This window comes from Alkalicoccobacillus gibsonii (genome assembly GCF_016798245.1).
Lineage (GTDB): Bacteria > Bacillota > Bacilli > Bacillales > Bacillaceae_D > Alkalicoccobacillus > Alkalicoccobacillus gibsonii.
Genome location: NZ_JAEUZA010000002.1, coordinates 350,719 through 367,720, shown reverse-complemented (window position 1 = coordinate 367,720; position 17,002 = coordinate 350,719). Strand labels below are relative to the sequence as shown.

Annotated in this window: 18 protein-coding genes; 5 read left to right on the top strand and 13 right to left on the bottom strand. The window is 41.2% G+C overall.

Translation table 11 applies throughout. The features are described from left to right. Nucleotides 1-90 precede the first annotated feature (90 nt). Nucleotides 91-909, top strand: coding sequence for an alpha/beta fold hydrolase (locus tag JNO66_RS08605; RefSeq protein WP_203087849.1), 819 nt, complete (start codon nucleotides 91-93; stop codon nucleotides 907-909). Between the two features lie 105 nt (nucleotides 910-1,014). Further along, nucleotides 1,015-1,962 (top strand): metal ABC transporter solute-binding protein, Zn/Mn family, encoded by a 948-nt coding sequence (locus JNO66_RS08600; RefSeq protein WP_203087848.1) that lies wholly within the window; start codon nucleotides 1,015-1,017, stop codon nucleotides 1,960-1,962. 65 nt (nucleotides 1,963-2,027) lie between these two features. On the opposite strand, the gene JNO66_RS08595 is transcribed toward JNO66_RS08600, so the two are convergent. The 8 genes from JNO66_RS08595 to JNO66_RS08560 form a co-directional block, all read right to left on the bottom strand. Then, nucleotides 2,028-2,282 (bottom strand): hypothetical protein, encoded by a 255-nt coding sequence (locus tag JNO66_RS08595; RefSeq protein ID WP_203087847.1) that lies wholly within the window; start codon nucleotides 2,280-2,282, stop codon nucleotides 2,028-2,030. A gap of 18 nt (nucleotides 2,283-2,300) precedes the next feature. Continuing rightward, a complete protein-coding gene (locus tag JNO66_RS08590; protein ID WP_373367161.1) occupies nucleotides 2,301-2,858 on the bottom strand; it encodes a flavin reductase family protein in 558 nt (185 codons plus the stop codon). 85 nt (nucleotides 2,859-2,943) lie between these two features. Next, nucleotides 2,944-4,074: a metallophosphoesterase gene (locus tag JNO66_RS08585; protein WP_203088402.1), complete on the bottom strand. Its 1,131-nt coding sequence runs from the start codon at nucleotides 4,072-4,074 to the stop codon at nucleotides 2,944-2,946. Nucleotides 4,075-4,224: 150 nt separating this feature from the next. Beyond that, nucleotides 4,225-5,505 (bottom strand): TRAP transporter large permease, encoded by a 1,281-nt coding sequence (locus JNO66_RS08580; RefSeq protein WP_203087846.1) that lies wholly within the window; start codon nucleotides 5,503-5,505, stop codon nucleotides 4,225-4,227. A 2-nt stretch (nucleotides 5,506-5,507) separates the two neighbouring features. Next, nucleotides 5,508-5,990 carry a TRAP transporter small permease gene (locus tag JNO66_RS08575; RefSeq protein ID WP_203087845.1) on the bottom strand — a complete coding sequence of 161 codons (483 nt, stop codon included), beginning with the start codon at nucleotides 5,988-5,990 and terminating at the stop codon, nucleotides 5,508-5,510. Between the two features lie 108 nt (nucleotides 5,991-6,098). Continuing rightward, nucleotides 6,099-6,311, bottom strand: coding sequence for a hypothetical protein (locus JNO66_RS08570; RefSeq protein ID WP_203087844.1), 213 nt, complete (start codon nucleotides 6,309-6,311; stop codon nucleotides 6,099-6,101). 18 nt (nucleotides 6,312-6,329) lie between these two features. Continuing rightward, on the bottom strand, nucleotides 6,330-7,331 hold the full coding sequence (locus JNO66_RS08565; protein WP_203087843.1) for a C4-dicarboxylate TRAP transporter substrate-binding protein: 1,002 nt from the start codon (nucleotides 7,329-7,331) through the stop codon (nucleotides 6,330-6,332). Nucleotides 7,332-7,419: 88 nt separating this feature from the next. Beyond that, a complete protein-coding gene (locus JNO66_RS08560; protein WP_203087842.1) occupies nucleotides 7,420-8,433 on the bottom strand; it encodes a zinc-binding alcohol dehydrogenase family protein in 1,014 nt (337 codons plus the stop codon). A 116-nt stretch (nucleotides 8,434-8,549) separates the two neighbouring features. On the opposite strand from JNO66_RS08560, the gene JNO66_RS08555 reads away from it, so the two are divergent. Further along, nucleotides 8,550-9,416 (top strand): AraC family transcriptional regulator, encoded by an 867-nt coding sequence (locus tag JNO66_RS08555; RefSeq protein WP_203087841.1) that lies wholly within the window; start codon nucleotides 8,550-8,552, stop codon nucleotides 9,414-9,416. Between the two features lie 21 nt (nucleotides 9,417-9,437). Here the strand turns inward: JNO66_RS08555 and JNO66_RS08550 are convergent, their stop codons facing one another. Genes JNO66_RS08550 through JNO66_RS08535 form a run of 4 tightly spaced genes read right to left on the bottom strand, consistent with a single transcriptional unit; the run spans nucleotide 9,438 to nucleotide 13,663 of the window. After that, on the bottom strand, nucleotides 9,438-10,199 hold the full coding sequence (locus tag JNO66_RS08550) for a PHP-associated domain-containing protein (RefSeq protein ID WP_203087840.1): 762 nt from the start codon (nucleotides 10,197-10,199) through the stop codon (nucleotides 9,438-9,440). A gap of 22 nt (nucleotides 10,200-10,221) precedes the next feature. Then, nucleotides 10,222-11,046 carry an energy-coupling factor transporter transmembrane component T family protein gene (locus tag JNO66_RS08545; protein ID WP_203087839.1) on the bottom strand — a complete coding sequence of 275 codons (825 nt, stop codon included), beginning with the start codon at nucleotides 11,044-11,046 and terminating at the stop codon, nucleotides 10,222-10,224. Next, complete coding sequence (locus JNO66_RS08540) at nucleotides 11,030-12,745, bottom strand: ABC transporter ATP-binding protein (protein ID WP_203087838.1); 1,716 nt, start codon at nucleotides 12,743-12,745, stop codon at nucleotides 11,030-11,032. The genes JNO66_RS08545 and JNO66_RS08540 overlap by 17 nt, the downstream gene beginning before the upstream one ends. Nucleotides 12,746-12,766: 21 nt before the next feature. Beyond that, complete coding sequence (locus JNO66_RS08535; RefSeq protein ID WP_273753227.1) at nucleotides 12,767-13,663, bottom strand: cell division protein FtsQ; 897 nt, start codon at nucleotides 13,661-13,663, stop codon at nucleotides 12,767-12,769. A gap of 150 nt (nucleotides 13,664-13,813) precedes the next feature. Here JNO66_RS08535 and JNO66_RS08530 point away from each other — a divergent pair, with 150 nt between their 5' ends. Next, a complete protein-coding gene (locus JNO66_RS08530; RefSeq protein WP_203087837.1) occupies nucleotides 13,814-14,644 on the top strand; it encodes a MurR/RpiR family transcriptional regulator in 831 nt (276 codons plus the stop codon). 36 nt (nucleotides 14,645-14,680) lie between these two features. Here JNO66_RS08530 and pdxR read toward each other — a convergent pair whose 3' ends face one another. After that, a complete protein-coding gene (pdxR, locus tag JNO66_RS08525) occupies nucleotides 14,681-16,096 on the bottom strand; it encodes a MocR-like pyridoxine biosynthesis transcription factor PdxR (RefSeq protein WP_203087836.1) in 1,416 nt (471 codons plus the stop codon). 110 nt (nucleotides 16,097-16,206) lie between these two features. Between pdxR and JNO66_RS08520 the strand changes: the two genes are divergently transcribed. Continuing rightward, on the top strand, nucleotides 16,207-16,908 hold the full coding sequence (locus tag JNO66_RS08520) for an aspartate/glutamate racemase family protein (protein WP_203087835.1): 702 nt from the start codon (nucleotides 16,207-16,209) through the stop codon (nucleotides 16,906-16,908). Nucleotides 16,909-17,002 lie beyond the last annotated feature (94 nt).

The following is a 17,002-nucleotide window of genomic DNA, read 5'->3' as shown; positions in this document are numbered from 1 at the left end:
TTTTAATTTGTTACTACCTAGCTATGAAAAGAATTCCACCTTCGTAAAGACGGTTGGATTTTCTACATAGTCAAGAAGGGATAGATGTGAATGGGATTTAAAGTGCCAGTTGAATCAGGAGTAGGTTTGTTTGTTCATGACATTGGTCCAGAGGATGGAAAACCGATTCTGTTCATTCACGGTTGGCCACTTAATCATGGTTGTTTTGAATATCAGTATAACCAGTTACCAAAAGCCGGTTATCGCTGCATAGGACTTGATTTGCGTGGATTTGGTCAATCCGATAAACCATGGTACGGCTATACGTATGATCAGCTAGCCGATGACCTTCGTGTAGTCATTGATACGCTCGGCTTAAATGACGTTACCCTTCTTGGTCACTCAATGGGAGGAGCCATAGCCATACGATACATGGCTAGACACCAAGGGCACCAGATCAGTCAGCTAGCTTTAGTTGCAGCTGCAGCCCCTAGCTTTACCCAAGGACCTGACTATCCGTTTGGTATGACAAAAGAGGAAGTGGACGCCCTGATTTGGCAAACGTACAAGGATCGACCTGCCTTGTTAGCTAAATTTGCAGATTTATTTTTTGAGAAGCCTATCTCTCCTCCATTTAAGCAATGGTTCATTGGACTTGGTCTAGCTGCTACAGGTTACTCCACTGCTTACACGGCTGTTTCATTACGGGATGAAGCACTTTGGGACGACTTAGCTAGTATTCATGTTCCAACGGGAATCTTTCATGGTAAACAAGACAAGATTTGTCCTTTTGAATTTGGTGAAATTCTCCACGCGATGATCTATGGATCAACGTTTTATCCATACCAAGACAGTGGTCATGGATTATTTTATTGCGATCAAGATGCCTTTAATGCTGATTTGTCCACGTTTATTGAACAAAATCGTTAGTATTTTATCTTGACATTCCGTCACTACGGCCTTAAAGTTTCCTTAGGTAAACTTTTTATGACTCGTACACATTTTTTAGTCTAGGAAAAGAAGGAGGATTTTTTGATGAAAAGAAAGGTTTATGCTTTAGCTGGTAGTACGGTTTTTGGCTCGTTGTTTGTTCTAGGCGCATGCAATTCCTCTGAAGGTACAAATTCCCCAACCGAAGAAACACCAGATGGACCAATCGAAATTGTAGCAACCATTGCCCAAATTGCTGAACCTTTAGAAGTGATTGGAGGAGAGCATGTGTCGGTTAAGTCTTTAATGGGGCCAGGCGTTGATCCTCATATGTATGAAGCAACGCAAAGTGATATTGCCACGCTTCAGGATGCAGACTTGATCTTTTATAGTGGCCTTCATCTTGAAGCAAATATGCTAGATGTATTTGCAAATACGAACGTGCCTACTCTCGCGATCTCTGAAGTCATACCAGAATCAGACTTATTGGAGGATGAGGATGGTGGTGCCACGGATCCGCACGTTTGGTTTGATCCTGCTTTATGGACGGTTGCACTAGACGCAGCTGTTGAAGAATTAAAGGTCCATGCGCCAAATCACGCCGATGAATTTGAGAAAAACAAAGTAGCTTACTTTGAAGAGGTTGAGGCGCTTGCGCAGCAGTCAAAGGAATCTCTTGCCTCCATTCCGAGTGAACAACGTGTGCTGGTCACAGCCCATGATGCATTTCAGTATTTTGGTAGAGCGAATGACTTAGAGGTTGTTGCCTTGCAAGGACTGAGTACAGAGTCTGAAATCGGATTATCAGATGTACAGTCGACGATCGATACAATTATTGAAAAGGAAGTTCCCGCCGTCTTCGTTGAATCAAGTATTAGCGACAGTTCTATTCGATCGGTTATTGATGGAGCAGCAAATGCAGGCGTAGATGTTGAGCTCGGAGGTGAGCTTTACTCGGATGCAATGGGTGAGGCAGACACAGAGACTGGAACCTATATTGGAATGTATAAGCATAACGTGTCAACGATTGTAGAGGCATTGTCTGGGGAGTAAAGCGTACTTGTATTAAAAAAGCGGGCATCCTCAATAAAAGGATGCCCGCTTTCTTATTCTTCTTATTAAATCGTAAAGACACTAATAACACCAGTGGCTACAAATAAAATGCTAAGAGCCTGCAGGACAATAGAAATCCACGCAATGACTTTCGTCGCTGTTTTTAACCCGCTGTGCTCCGGTGCCGTTACTTTTCCAATCATCACTAACCCAATAATCGCTGTAACGATTCCTATTACCGGAATAAAAAGACCTAAAATGGCTAAAACCAATGCTCCAGTGGCGGTACCTTGCTGATTTGTTGTCGTTTGTGTTGTCATTCAGAACGCCTCCTTCATTTATTCCAATCGATGTATGTTTACATCGGTTGTATCAGATATGATTCGGTATTCTGAACGCCCCATATAGGTAGGAAGCTGTAATTTCGTAAGGTCTGGTAATCCATTTTGAAGAAACAACGAATCATCTTTATATGTAAGAAGGACTTCTCCTACAATCCACTCGTGATCTCCATATGTTGTGATATCAACAACCTTACACTCATATGCGAAGTATGCATCTAATAGAATGGGTACGTTCACTTTTTCTCCTGGTTCATAAGGAATGTGAAGTGTTTTAAACTTATCCATTGTCGATCCAGACGTCGTTCCTGCTGCTTGAATCCATTCAGAACGCTTTGCTGGCAGAAAGTTCACTCCGAACCCTCCACTCTCCTTCACAAGATTAAATGAATGCGTTTCTTTTCTAAGGGAAATTCCATAAAATCCTGGATCTTGACCAATATACGTATGCCACCCTGCTGCCATGATATTGCTTTGATCTTTGTGAGTTGATGTGACCATGGCGACCATACTAGGATACGTGTGCCAGCCAGGACTACTTGTAGGTTTTCTCAAGATACTCTCTCCCTCACCTAATTGAATAGGTTAATACTATTTACCCCAAACAAATCATTTTCAACCAGACATTTACAAATTCATTTTATTTTTCAAAAGTTACGTCAATCTGTAATACTTCGGAGCGACTTCCAATTCGAATGGGTGGACCCCAGGATCCAAAGCCTGATGAGACAAGAACATGCATCCTGCCTTTTCGCTTGTATCCATAGTCGAGCTCGAATAGACGAGATGTAATGAAGTGATTTGGAGCCATTTGTCCTCGATGTGTGTGGCCAGAAATCATCATGTCAGCTCCAGCTTTCTCCGCCTTTTCTAAATGGTAGGGCTGATGATCTAAAAACAAAATGGGCTTTTCAAGGTCAAGTGGTTTCAAAAGTTCTTCGACCGTTTGACGCCCGCCATATTGAGTACCTTCCGCTGTCTTATCTTTACGTCCAACTACATAGAAGGATTCATTAATTTCAACGGCATCATCCTGCAATAAGTGAATCCCTGCGTCTTTTACCATTTCTACAAATTCTTCAACTGCTCCTCCATAATACTCATGGTTGCCAAGAACAGCGTACACTCCAAGCGGTGCGGTTAATGAACGTAACGTCTCGTTCATCTGATTTCGTTTAAATGGTTCAATATCACCATCTAAAAGATCACCTGGTATAAAGATGATATCTGGCTGGACATTATGTGAGATCTTTATTAATTTCTTAAGGAAGCGATTCCCCTTTATATGACCTAAATGTACATCGGAGGCAACGAGAATTCGTAGCTTTGATTGCGTGCCAGCGTCTTTTTCTATAGTTAAAGAATAAGGACGAATGACCGTGCTCCAATTATTCCGTGATCCCCATAGTAGGAGGATGAACAACAAAGTGGCGACAACAGTACCAATTATTGGAATATGCATAGAAGGTGTCCATCCTAATAAATCAGCTATCCAAAGTGCTAGGTCTAGAATAGGAAAGAGTAAAATCGTATATTGCAGAATCGCAAAGTAGAAGGATCCAATTACTTTTAAAAACCGGCCAACGGGACCTTTAATGGCGAGTGATAAAAGATAGGATAGTGCAACAACATAAAACAGTATCCAATAAATGACCTGACCCATTTGGCTTTCAAGTCCTAACGACTCAAACCATGTGATTCCGTGCCATCCAATATACGTGTTTATTCCTATGTACATAAGCGCGAGTAATACGTAACGTCCGATTTGCATCAATGCTTAGACCTCATCTCTTATTCAATCTTATCTTCTTTTATAGTACATGATTTTAAGAAAAAACAGCTAATGAGAATGATTTAAAAAAACGCTCCTGAGTGTTATGTTCTCAGAAACGTTTTTCATGCATCATATGCTTCTATATTTTTATAGAATGGATGGTAACCACAATGAGATTGCCGGAATGTACGCTACAAGTAGAATAGCGATGATTAAGGCGATCCAGAACGGCCATACTTCTTTGATAAATGCTTCGATCTTTACTTTTGTGATGGCTGCTGTGGTGAACATAATCGTTCCCACAGGTGGTGTGATGGTCCCAACACTTAGACATAGGATAAAGAACAAACCAAAATGAACAGGATCTATTCCAAATGAGTGAACCATTGGTAAGAGGATGGGAGTTAGGATAATGAGTAATACGTTCCCTTCAATTAACGTACCAACCGCTATGAGAAAGATCATAACAACAAATAAGAACATTGCCGGACTGCTGATAAAACCCGTCACGTACTCTGTTAAGAATTGCGGAATTTGTTCCAATGTGAGAACCCAACCGAATGCTGTACCCGCAGCAATGATGATCATGATCGTTGCCGTTAAATTCACTGATTCTTTTAAGGCAGCAAATAAATCTCTGCCTGTCATTTGACGGTAGATTAAAAAGCCTAATAGTAACGCATATAAAACGGCAATGGCTCCAGCTTCTGTTGGGCTAAATACACCAAACCGAATTCCACCGATAATAATAATTGGTAATAAGATAGCAAGAATCGCGTCTTTTGACGCAAATAGAATTTCCTTTGGTTTGGCTGCTGGTTTCTTTTCGACCTCAAACCCACGTTTTTTTGCTAGAAAATGAACAAGGATAAGAAAAATGATGCTAAGCATGATACCCGGAACAATCCCGGCCATGAATAATTTCCCAATTGAAACGTTTCCAATATATCCGTACATAATTAATGCGATACCAGGTGGGATAATTGGCGTAATAAGTGATGTTGCTGCAGTAAGTGCTGTTGAAAATGCAGGCGGATAGTTACGCTTTGTCATTTCTGGCACTAGAACCTTCGATTGCATCGCCGCATCGGCAATGTTTGATCCAGATAGTCCGCCCATCAACACACTTAACAGGACGTTTACTTTAGCTAATCCCCCTGTCATGTGCCCAGTTAGAACCTGAGCAAATCGCAGCATCCGCTCTGTTATTCCTGTATAGTTCATCAAGATTCCCGCAGTTACAAAAAACACAATGGCGAGTAGAGGGAATGATTCAATTCCACTCATCATACGTTGAATTAAGATCTCATTTGCAAAACTATCATTAAAGATAAAGTAAAACGCACAGGCTGCAATCATTGAATAAGCAACCGGTATGTTCATAATCATTAAGGCGAGCATTAATAGGAGTGTAATCGTTAAGATCATAGCTATTCAATTCCTCTCTCTTGATTCACATAGTCTCTATCTTTTCGTATAAAGACGCGAATAAGATGATATAAGACAAGGACAGAACCAACAGGAACAGCAAGTGTGATAAATGTATAGCTGACACCAAGAACAGGTGTAACCTTCGCTACGCCGTGAATGGCAAAAGCCGCTCCCCAATAAACAAACACAACCATTGTTACAACAAAGATAAAGATTAAACGGAACACCTGAAGTCGAAATCTCCATTCTTCAGGTAGCTTTCGAACGAAATAATCAATTCCAACGTGCGAGTTTGTTTTCGTAACTGAGCTTATGCCAACAAATACTAGCCAGATAAATAAAGCAAGGCTTATTTCTTCTGTCCATGTGATCGGATTATTTAGTACAAAGCGAAAAAATACATTCATACTAATCAAACCTATGATCCCGGCTAACGCTGCAGCAGATATAAAATCATCCAGATTGTTTATCACCTTTTTCATGTTGTACCCTCCTTTAATCAAAGTAGTTGGATAAAGCTTGGTGCTTGATATTCGGCTGTATTTTTGGTGGCGCCGATGTTCTTGCTTAGGCTTCAGTTGTTCTTACTGTTACCTCTGTTCTTCTTGGTCCGCACACTTTTCTTCTTTGTAAACGGGGGTGCTTCTTGCTGCTCCTTGCTTTCTTCTTGCTATTGGCCCCTGTTTCTTGGTTGGACTCGCTCCCCGCTTGGTAAATCTTCCGTTCTTCTTGCTAACGCCTTGAGTTTCTTGATTAATTTGGCGTATGGCTTGGTGTAAGGTGTTTTCTTCTTGGCATTTCAATCCAGGTTCATCTTGCTTTTAACCTCGATCCTCAAGTAATTCATCAATCGTTTTTTTTAAGTCAGGGCTCCACTCAGGTGTTACCTCGAAGATTCGTTCAGCTTTTTCCTTGAATGCTTCCTGATCTACTTCGTTGATTATGATGCCTTGTTCTTCAAACAGCTCCAGAACTTCTTCCTCTTGTTCATAGACAATGGCTTTTCCGTATTCCCCTGCCTCGTCACCTGTTGTGCGAAGGATTTCTAATAGATCATCTGGCAAATCATCTAAGAACTCTGTCCCACTTACCCATGGACTCATAATTTTCGTGTGACCGGTTAGAGCTAAGTAATTTGCGACCTCATTCGTTTTAGATGCTTCTAACACCGGAATTGGGTTCTCTGCTCCATCAATGACACCCTGCTGCAGGGAGGCGTACATGTCTCCTAACGGAAGAGGTGTTGGTGAAGCACCTAGGACGCTAAAGGTATTAATGTACATCTGATTATTCGGTACGCGTATTTTCATTCCCCTTAAATCATCTGGAGTTAGTACTTCCCGTGTGGTCATCAGATGTCTTTCACCATAAAGTGTATTCGTAGTTACGACGTCAAAGCCAATCTCCTTTAGTTCCTGACGTTGCTCGTTAAACCAATCTGTTTCTGCTAAATAAAACAAATCGTCTACATCATCAACAATGTATGGAGCCGTCAGCACACCCATATCAGGAACAAAATTCATTAAAAAATCATAGCCCGTAAAAATAATGACGTTACTCCCGAACAAGGCTTGTTCGACCACATCGGCTTCCGAGCCAAGCTGTGAGCTTGGATAAAGGTGAAAATCCAAGCGGCCCTCACTTTGTTCCTCGGCAAGCTCCTTCCATTTATGAGCAACCTGATCGACGGGTTCTCCAGGCTGGTTTCCATATGCTAGATTAACCGTATATACTTTTTCCTCATCCGTTGAGGTTGGTGTGGAACATGCGCTAATAATCGTAAGTAGTAGAATAAAAGAAATAGAATATAGTGCTTTGTACATTAAGGTAGCCTCCTATTCTTAGGTAACGCTTTCATTTTTAAGGGAAGATGAATCAAATGATGATGTTCATTTGATCCATCTCCCTTTCTTATAGCGTGACCATGGCTTTAATCACTTTTGATTCTGGTTTTAACCACTCTTCAAATGTATCGATTAATTCATCAAATTCACAGCGATGCGTGATGTAAGCGTTCATGTCATGTTGTTTTGATTCTAGCAACTGAGCTACATCTTCAAAATCCTTTTTAGCTGCATTTCTACTTCCGAACAATGTTAGTTCTTTTTTGTGAAAGTCCGGATCATGGAAAGTAAGATCTTGTTTGACTAACCCAACATAAACAAGCTTCCCACCAAAACCAACGTAGTCAAAGGCTTGTGTCATTGAGTGAACATTACCTGTCGCATCAAATACAACGGTCGGGAGCGATCCAATCGTCTCTCGTAGATCTGATTCTGTTGGCTTGCTTGAACAGATGGTTTGATCAGCGTGAGCCCATTTTTTACAAAATGTCAGTCGCTCTTCATTGATATCAAGAACATTCACATTTGCTCCTTTTCGTTTAGCAAACGCCATCACTCCAAGACCAATTGGCCCTGCACCGACCACAAGAACATTTTCCCCTGCTTGAAGCTCGGCACGATTAACGGCATGCGCTCCAATGGCAAGTGGCTCAATCAACGCAGCATGATCTAACGATAAATGATTGGTTTTGATGACATGTGTTGCTGGAACGGCTATTTTCTCTCTCATGCCTCCATCTGTGTGTACACCAAGTACCTTCAAAGACTCACAACAATTTGTTTTGCCAACAATACAGGCTGAACACGTTCCACAATGTAAATATGGGATAACAGCTACCCTATCCCCTACCTGAAGCTCATTAACATCCTCTCCAACAGCCTCAATCACACCTGAAAGCTCATGTCCAAGTACTCGTGGGTATTCAAAAAAGGGCTGGTTACCTAGGTAGGCATGTAGATCTGTTCCACAAATACCTACACGTTTTATTTGAATAAGAACCTCGCCAGCTTTTATTGTAGGCGCTTTCATATCTTCTCTAAACATAAACTCTTTTGGTTGATTACAGACGATCCCTTTCATCAGTTCCCTCCTGCTCTTCTACTTACTGCGATTCTATCAATTTCGACAAGTTATAGATAGTGCGAAATTTGACCACTTTATACCTTTTATTGATATAATCACAGAGAGGTGATTCTATGAAGCTTGTTCGCAAGTCCATTAATCCTGGTCAGCATTTACCCGTTTCAATGACATTCAAGGAAACAAAAACGCAACGGAATGAACTTCCACACCACATCCATGATTGGAATGAACTGATCTACGTTTATAATGGGGAAGGCACGTTGTTAATTGATCAAACGTTGTATGAAGTAAACTCAGGGGACCTCTTTGTGATTCCCGCTAACATTGTTCACCGAGCATTGCCTTCATCAGAACATTTAATTACCTCTACAGCTATCTTTTTCAGTCCAGCGCTGATACAACAGGCGGCATTTTTGTATGCGCATACAAAGGATACAATCTTTCATCTTGCTAGAACTGAGAAGAACTATCGCTTTCATATGAAGCAATCAACCACCACCGAACTTGAGCACTATTTGTCTCAATTGCATAGAGAGATGAACCAAAGCGTGGTTGATTCTGAAAAAGCGATCTTTTTATGGTTGCAGCTCATTTTGGTGCATCTGAATCGTCATTGTATGAGCAACACAACAACCTTTAAATCAACAAATGAACCTGAATGGATTCGAGAGATCCTATCATACATTGAAAACCATCTTGACCAAAAGCTTGAGCTAGAGGAGCTTGCACGCATCGCATCTATATCAACGGCACACCTGAGCCGGGTGTTTAAAAAGTATTTGGGCATTGGTCTCTCAGACTATATCACATCAAAACGTCTGGCCAAGGCAAAGCATCAGCTGCTCAATACAGACATGAAAATTGAAAATGTAGCTGATTCATGCGGATTTGCAAGTATGCCTCATTTTTATCGAATCTTTAAAAGACATACAGACTTAACACCAGCAGCCTATAGAAAAGCAGAAGCCCTAAATACATAGGCTTCCGCTTCATTAAAATCATTACATTTTTGCTATCAGCTCTTCTTTCATTTGTTTCTTTACGATTTTTGCTGCTGCGATTTTTGTGTTTAAGACTGGTGAGATCACTCTCGTGTATGATCCTTCTTGAATCACTTTCTTTAGCTCTGAGGCCGTTTCACATTGATGTGAGAACTGATTATGAACAGCCCCTAAGTGAATAGGATGATGAGAATCACTACCACATACTACCGGTCGGCTGATAGACTCTGCAAATGCCAACACATTGCGCTCCATCGTCTCTATTCCATGCTCAAATAGGTCCTTCCCGTTAAGATCAAAGGCGTCTAGCCGTTGTAACTGATCCACCGCATGCTGTGTAAGAGGCGTTGTTGAACGCATGGGATGTGCTCCAATCTTTAAAAAGTCAAAGGACTCACCGATTTGGAGGAGCTCCGCAAACGGGATAAATGTGTCTTTGGTTGTATGATCCTCCAGTTGGTTTCTCGTGTAAAGCAGGTCATCTCTATGTCCGATGAACAAAATATGACCTACCTCTCTCACATCAATCTCCATTCCAGTAAATACCTTAAATCCATCCACATCATAGTAGTTCCCTTTGTACTCAAAGCGCTGATCTAACTGTTGGTAGATATCGTAGAAACGGTTAGTATTAAAATGCTCTGTCATCGCCAGAGCATCCAACCCTACTTCTCTCGCATTTAGAACCATTTCCTCAAAAAACGTACGATCAAAATCAACTCGTTTTGCAAGCTTTACGTGTGTATGAAAATCAATATTCATGATTGTCCAATCCTCTCTCAACTTAAAGTGGTACAACATAACCTACTGTATAGATAAGCCCAGTCGCTACAATGGTCCAAACGATAAAATACGTATCTGATTTCGTGTAGGTTAAGTGGGCTAGTTTCAATTTCTTTGAAGCGGAACTCTCAAGCGTATAGCTAAATCCGCGTACTTCAAGCGCTTCAACCGTTGTGCGTGTTCGCTTGGCGGTATTAAGCATCATAGGATAGAAGGCAACAACCGCCATCTTTGCGTAGTAGACAAGATAATAAACGTAGAACCATCCCTTCTTATCCGGCTTTTTTCCTCGCAACCGAAAGGAATGGATAAGATTTTCATATTCTTCAAGTAAAATTGGTAGCATCCGATATCCGTAAGAAACGCCAAATCCAAATTTGGCTGGAACACCAAAGCTAAGGAGTGAGTCACTAAATTTCTCCGGATCAATACTTGTAAATACAGCCATTGTCGCGAGTGAAATGACGAGAAGTTTTAATGTTAAAGGGATAATAGAGACAGCTGCACTAAAGCTCCCACCTAGAAAAATGGCGAGTGTTACAATGTAGAAAAACTGCGAAAAGATTCCGATGGCAAGTAAAATGATTAGCAACGGACTAACCTTTGCTTGGTACGCAAGTATGCCCATAAATACAGATAATCCAAGGAGAATGGTCAGGTTATGAGTAAACCAGGGTAGAATGGTGAAAATCGTACACCAGATAATCAGCATTCGTGGATCAAGCTTTGAGAAGTACGTCTCCCCATGACCGAACGCTGTTCTCATTAATTCAATCTTTACGTTTTCAACCGTCAGCTTATCTAATATATTATGAGATCCATTCACTCTTCTCACCTCTTTCCATACAAGGAAAAATCTTTTCAACAAAATCTTGAATACTCAAACTCACTCGTGATACTCCTAGTTCATGGCACAACGTAACAATTTGCGGCTCCACGAGCGAAGCTTTTTGAAGAAGTGCCTGATCCTCAAACAATAGATGAGGTGGCAGATCAGCTAGTACGTTTCCTTCGTGCATAACAATGACTCTAGTGGCCCATTCGGCAACTAGCTGCATATCGTGAGTAGCAACGACCGCAGTTTTAATTCCTTCGTCAAGATTACCAAGAAGCTTCATCATTTCTTTCCTTGTTGCCATATCTAAGCTTGACGTTGGTTCATCCATTAGCATGATAAGGGGTGTCATCGCCATACCAATGGCAAGCGATGTTCGCCGTTGTTGTCCACCACTTAATAGTCTGCCATCACGCTCAGCAAGCTCCGTTAAGTTAAAGGTTTCCATCACATCGTTAATAAAGTCGCTTCGTCCTTCTACTTTTCTTGTATCTAAAAAGTGAGAGACATCTTTTTTAATCGAGTCTTGGATAAACATCTCTTCAGGCTTTTGATAGATTAGGGCGACACGCTCTGCAATCTTTTCAGGTGATGTCTTTTTTGTCAGCATTCCGTCCGTTATGACATGACCACGGTAAGGCTTAATAATTCCTGAGATTAGTTTGAGTAGTGTTGACTTACCAGCCCCATTACTTCCAACAAGGGCAATCCGTTCATTCTCATAAAGCTTAAGTGACACTCCATCAAGCACTTCTTTTCGCTTTCTAGTAAGAGACTTGTATCCATATTTCACATCTTTTAGCTCTACTAACGCCTCACCTCGAGGATAGACAGGCTGCATTTTTTTCATTCTAGAGAAGCCTGATTGTGTAACATATGGTTGGAGAAGCTCCTTCGCTTGCTTGACTGTAACGGGCAGCGCTCCTGTTGAACCTAGGAGAGAATGAGCTGCCACTGTGACTTGAGGTGGAAAGATATCTCTTTCAGAAAGCTCCTCGACACGGTTTAGGGCCTCGTCAACTGGCTTTTTCCACTTAATAGTTCCATCTTCTAATAGGATGACCTGCTTACAGTAGCTTGCAACAAATTCTGTGTGGTGTTCGATCACAATAATGGTCTTATTGTATTGTTCATTTAGCATTTTCAACTTTTCGTATAATGAAATCGCATGAGCCGGATCTAGCTGTGCAACAGGCTCATCGATAATCATAATGTCGGGATTAAGAGATAAGGCTCCTGCCAATGCCACAAGATGCTTTTGCCCCCCACTTAACTGCCAAATGTATTCATTTGCTATACTCGTTAACCCTAATATCTCAAGAGCTTCCACTCCTCGCTCTTTATAATCGGGGTACCCATAATTTAATGGAGAGAATATTACTTCATCATAGACGGTCGGTCGAACAAGCTGATTCTCAAAGTCCTGATACACGTACGCCACATGCTTTGATAGCTGACCTACATTTGAATCAATTGTGCGTATCCCATTAATCGTAATATCCCCTTCCAAATCACCGACATAATAGAAGGGAATGAGACCATTCATCGCTTTACAAAAAGTAGACTTCCCCGCACCGTTTCCACCAATGATGCCAACAAATTCTCCAGGTTCAATGTCGACTGAAATATCGTTTAGGACCCAGTTTTCTGCGCCAGGATATTTAAACGAAACATCTTTAAAAGAAATCATCCCAAAACTCCTTCGTTCAAATTATGCAGCCTGATCATGTGATTTATTTTCTTTTCTCTTTTTTCTGTTTACTAAAGCGAATAGAGTGTAGCCCACAAGTACAATCACGATACCAATGGCCGAATATCCAATCCATTCGTACCCATCTTCAAACTGACTAATGAAATCAGTTGACCAGAAGGCGAGGCTGATCTCAAGCTCCGCAATAAATTCGCCAATCATTGCGATAAATAATAGAAAGATCGATACAATCATTAGACCAGGCGTGACAAACTGATTCATTTTTGCCTCAACCCTTTTCTCTCTCGGTTTCATACCAAGTAGGGGCTCAATTTTTCCATATAATTTAGGAACTAAATAAAGTGTAGGAATAAGACCGAATAATACACCCGTAATCACCATTTCATTAATGAAGCTAATTCCCTCAAGCATGACAATACTTTCTGGAAGACCTGGCACAGCTTCTAATTCTTCTACTCCAAACCATACCTTTCCGATATCAACCAGTGAGCTTAGGATTTGATCAATTGCAACCCCAACGATCGCGGCAATGCCTAGCTGCCATTTGTTTAACGGATTTCGAATAAGGAGACCCGCTATGTACATAGCCAGTGATAACTGGATAAATGATTCCAGAGCTCCTATTCCATCAAACTTTCCTAGCAGTAAGTCGGCAAAGACAATTTTTCCAACGGCTGCACCGATTGCAACTTGTAACGGATGAAATAAGGCGACGAGAACGAGCGGAATAAATGCAAAGTAAGAAACAGATAAATCAATTGGACCAAATTCAATAGACGGAATGATATTAGCAATCAGTTTTGAAACCCCAAACAATGACATAGAAAGGACAAACACCATCATCTTTTGTGACTGAGTTAATTTTCTTTCCTGATTTAATTCTTGTAACGTATTCACGCTTACCCGCCTCCTCTTATAGTCTTACAAGGCTAGTATAAGCATGAGATATGAAGCAGATATGAAGCATTTGTAAATTTATATCTTTTTTGAAAAAATGATATTTAACTTTCAAAAATGACGTACAATAGCAAGGAAGGAGGAAAGATAATGGTTCATTTTGATGCATACACACTCACAAAAAGCCAACAATCGGTTGCTGACTACCTTAGTAAAAATAATCATTTAATTCCGTACTTAACCGAACTTGAAATAGCACGTGCCTGTTCAGTCAGTGTGGCAACGGTCTCGAGGTTTTGGGAAGCAGTTGGTTATGATAATTTAAAAGCGTTTAAGCGTTCCTACAAGAACTATGAGGCAACAATCACTCCGGCTAAAAAGATGGAAAAGGCTGTAGCAAAGCACGAGGATACCTATTTAAGTGGGATGTTTCAATCTTCCATTGGCTTTTTAGAGGAAACATTAAAACATATATCAATAGAGGATTTTAAGAATAGTGTTTTAGCCATTAGCCAATCACCAACTGTGCATATATACAGCAGCGGACCAGCAGACGGTCTAGCCATGTTTCTCCGCTTCAGACTCCGTCGATTTAATGTAGACGTCACAAAGCTCGCTCAAAGCGGCCATGAAATCTATGAGGATATGATTCATATTGAACCTGGGGACACCATTGTACTGTTTGGTTTTGTTCATTTCTCACCTGAAATTCAAGTTCTACTTGATTATGCGGCTACTCAATCGGTGACAACCATCTTGTTAACAGACTTATTAGTATCACCCATGATTAATCAAGCAACCTATGTGTTATACACAGAACGTGGAGAAGTTGGGGAGTTTCATTCGATGGTTGCTCCTACTGCACTTGTTGAAAGCCTTGTGGTAGCCGCCGGGAAAGAAATCGGACCAGATGCACTGGAGAAGTTACATGAGTTACATACGTTAAGGAAAACATATTCATCTAAACTGCCGAAGAAGTGACCCAATAAAAAGAGCCTCAACTTGAAAACGAGGCTCTTAATTCTTAGGTTGATAACTCTCAACGGCTTTCTGTAGCCTTCTAACTCCTTCATCTATTTCTTCCTCAGTTAAGCTTCCATAGCCTAAAACCATTTGTTTTTTGTGATGTCCTTTTTTAAGTGCGTAATACTCCACTGGATACACAATGACGCCATTCTCTTTGCAATGGTTCACAAAGGATTCATCTACAACTAGGTCTTCCCATTCTACAACCGCATGCATTCCTGCTGCTTGTCCGATAATTTCAAGTGTCTGAAAGGTCCGACCCAGAGCAGCAACTAGGGCTCTACGACGCTTTTCATAGATTCGTTTCATACGGCGAACGTGTTGATCCAGGTGGCCCTCTTCAATAAACCTAGCCATCACCTGTTGCTCGAGTGTAGCCGTGTGACGATCAGAAAACCACTTGAGCTCCTTAAAGCGGTCAATGAGGTGCTTTGGTAAAATGACATAGCCAATTCGTAATGCCGGAGATAGAATTTTACTAAATGTTCCTACATAAATGACACGCTCCGGGTCAAGTCCCTGCATCGAATAAACCGCCGTACCCTCATATGTAAATTCACTATCATAATCATCTTCTACGATATAAGAATCCATCTTACGCACGTACTCCACTAATTGAATTCTACGTTGAATTGGCAAAATAGCGCCAAGCGGGAATTGATGCGATGGAATAACAAATACAAAACTCGGCTTACGCGAAGTTGGTAGTTCATTCGGTTTAATTCCATTTCGATCTGCTTTTATCGGTTCAACCTCGGCTCCTGCTTTGACAAAGATTGTACGCATTTCATCAGTCACTGGATCTTCTACAGCTACGCAGTCTCCTTCTTCCATTAAAAGCTGCGTAATAAGGGACAGTCCTTGAGTGGCTCCTGCGGTAATGACAATTTGCTCTGGATGACAGGATACGCCCCTTGTTCGTGTTAAGTATGTAGTAAGAACCCTACGTAACGTTTCATCACCAAGAGGTGAGCGATAGCCGAATAGATCATCATGAGAATCATAACAAACCTCCTTTGCTAGTCTCCCCCACACCTTCCTTGGAAAATGGTCCATAGCGGGATGGCTCGCTCGAAAATCAATGATCTCGTCGTCTTGTTGCTCCGTTTCAAGCCACTTTGTTAAGTGCTCTTCTCGTTTTTCCATTTCATTAGCCTTGAGAACGACCCCACTCGCTACATATGTACCTGAGCGAGGCTTCACAAAAACATACCCTTCTAAAATCAGCTGGTCATATGCCTCAGTTACTGTATTTCGAGAAACTCCTATCGAGTCAGCTAGTTCTCTCGTAGACGGAAGCTTCTCGTGCTCACCCAATTGTTCGGTTAATATCAGGCTTCGAATTTGTTTATATACTTGCTGCACAAGCAGCACATCTGAATCTCGATCAATTGGAAACCAAAGCACACGTATTCTCCTTTCAAACTGGCACCTTCAAATTAAACTAAACCTGGATCTTATTCAGTCCAGTATAACATGCTACGATATCCTTACAGATAAATTGGAGGGTGTCTTCTATGAAAACAATTGGACTGATTGGCGGCCTGAGCTGGGAATCCACGGCCATTTATTATAAATTTATGAATGAATATGTAAAAAAAGAGTTAGGTGGACTTCATTCGGCTAAAATCGTTTTGCACTCGTTTGATTTTCAAGAAATCGTCAATCTACAGAAACTTGGTCATTGGGACACCGCAACTGAAAAAATGATTGAAGCTGCACAAGCATTAGAAAGAGCCGGTGCTGATTCAATTGTCATTTGTACGAATACAATGCATTTGATGGCTGATGCAGTTCAAGAAGCGGTATCCGTTCCTCTTATCCACATCGTAGATGCTGTGTCCGCTTCGATTAAGAAAGCGAATATTAGTAAAATCGGCTTACTGGGAACGGCATTTACGATGGAGAAGTCGTTCTATAAAGATCGACTGGCTAAGCACGGGATTGAATGCATTGTGCCGTGCGAAGTTGGTCGCGAGACGGCTCACACCATTATTTTTAGTGAGCTATGCCGTGGAGAAATCCGAGAAGATTCCAAACAAAGATATCAACAGCTTATTAACGAACTGGCAGCCAATGGTGCTGAAGGAGTCATCTTAGGATGTACTGAAATTCCTCTGCTCATTAAACAAGAGGACTCTACTCTCCCTGTTTTTGATTCAACAACATTACACGCAGAAGCAGCCATTAAAGCAGCACTTGAAGAACTCCCTGTGTAATCGCTTTACAAAACGACCTGGATAAGGTCGTTTTTTTGTGGATAAAACTGAGTTATCCTCACCTTTATCCACATATCCACGACTGACCAAGCTC

Bases quoted from the DNA above. Each gene is read 5' to 3' on its own strand.
- JNO66_RS08605 (WP_203087849.1), top strand. From the start codon at position 91: ATGGGATTTAAAGTGCCAGTTGAATCAGGAGTAGGTTTGTTTGTTCAT.
- JNO66_RS08600 (WP_203087848.1), top strand. From the start codon at position 1,015: ATGAAAAGAAAGGTTTATGCTTTAGCTGGTAGTACGGTTTTTGGCTCG.
- JNO66_RS08595 (WP_203087847.1), bottom strand. From the start codon at position 2,282: ATGACAACACAAACGACAACAAATCAGCAAGGTACCGCCACTGGAGCA.
- JNO66_RS08585 (WP_203088402.1), bottom strand. From the start codon at position 4,074: ATGCAAATCGGACGTTACGTATTACTCGCGCTTATGTACATAGGAATA.
- JNO66_RS08580 (WP_203087846.1), bottom strand. From the start codon at position 5,505: ATGATCTTAACGATTACACTCCTATTAATGCTCGCCTTAATGATTATG.
- JNO66_RS08575 (WP_203087845.1), bottom strand. From the start codon at position 5,990: ATGAAAAAGGTGATAAACAATCTGGATGATTTTATATCTGCTGCAGCG.
- JNO66_RS08565 (WP_203087843.1), bottom strand. From the start codon at position 7,331: ATGTACAAAGCACTATATTCTATTTCTTTTATTCTACTACTTACGATT.
- JNO66_RS08560 (WP_203087842.1), bottom strand. From the start codon at position 8,433: ATGAAAGGGATCGTCTGTAATCAACCAAAAGAGTTTATGTTTAGAGAA.
- JNO66_RS08555 (WP_203087841.1), top strand. From the start codon at position 8,550: ATGAAGCTTGTTCGCAAGTCCATTAATCCTGGTCAGCATTTACCCGTT.
- JNO66_RS08550 (WP_203087840.1), bottom strand. From the start codon at position 10,199: ATGAATATTGATTTTCATACACACGTAAAGCTTGCAAAACGAGTTGAT.
- JNO66_RS08540 (WP_203087838.1), bottom strand. From the start codon at position 12,745: ATGATTTCTTTTAAAGATGTTTCGTTTAAATATCCTGGCGCAGAAAAC.
- JNO66_RS08530 (WP_203087837.1), top strand. From the start codon at position 13,814: ATGGTTCATTTTGATGCATACACACTCACAAAAAGCCAACAATCGGTT.
- JNO66_RS08520 (WP_203087835.1), top strand. From the start codon at position 16,207: ATGAAAACAATTGGACTGATTGGCGGCCTGAGCTGGGAATCCACGGCC.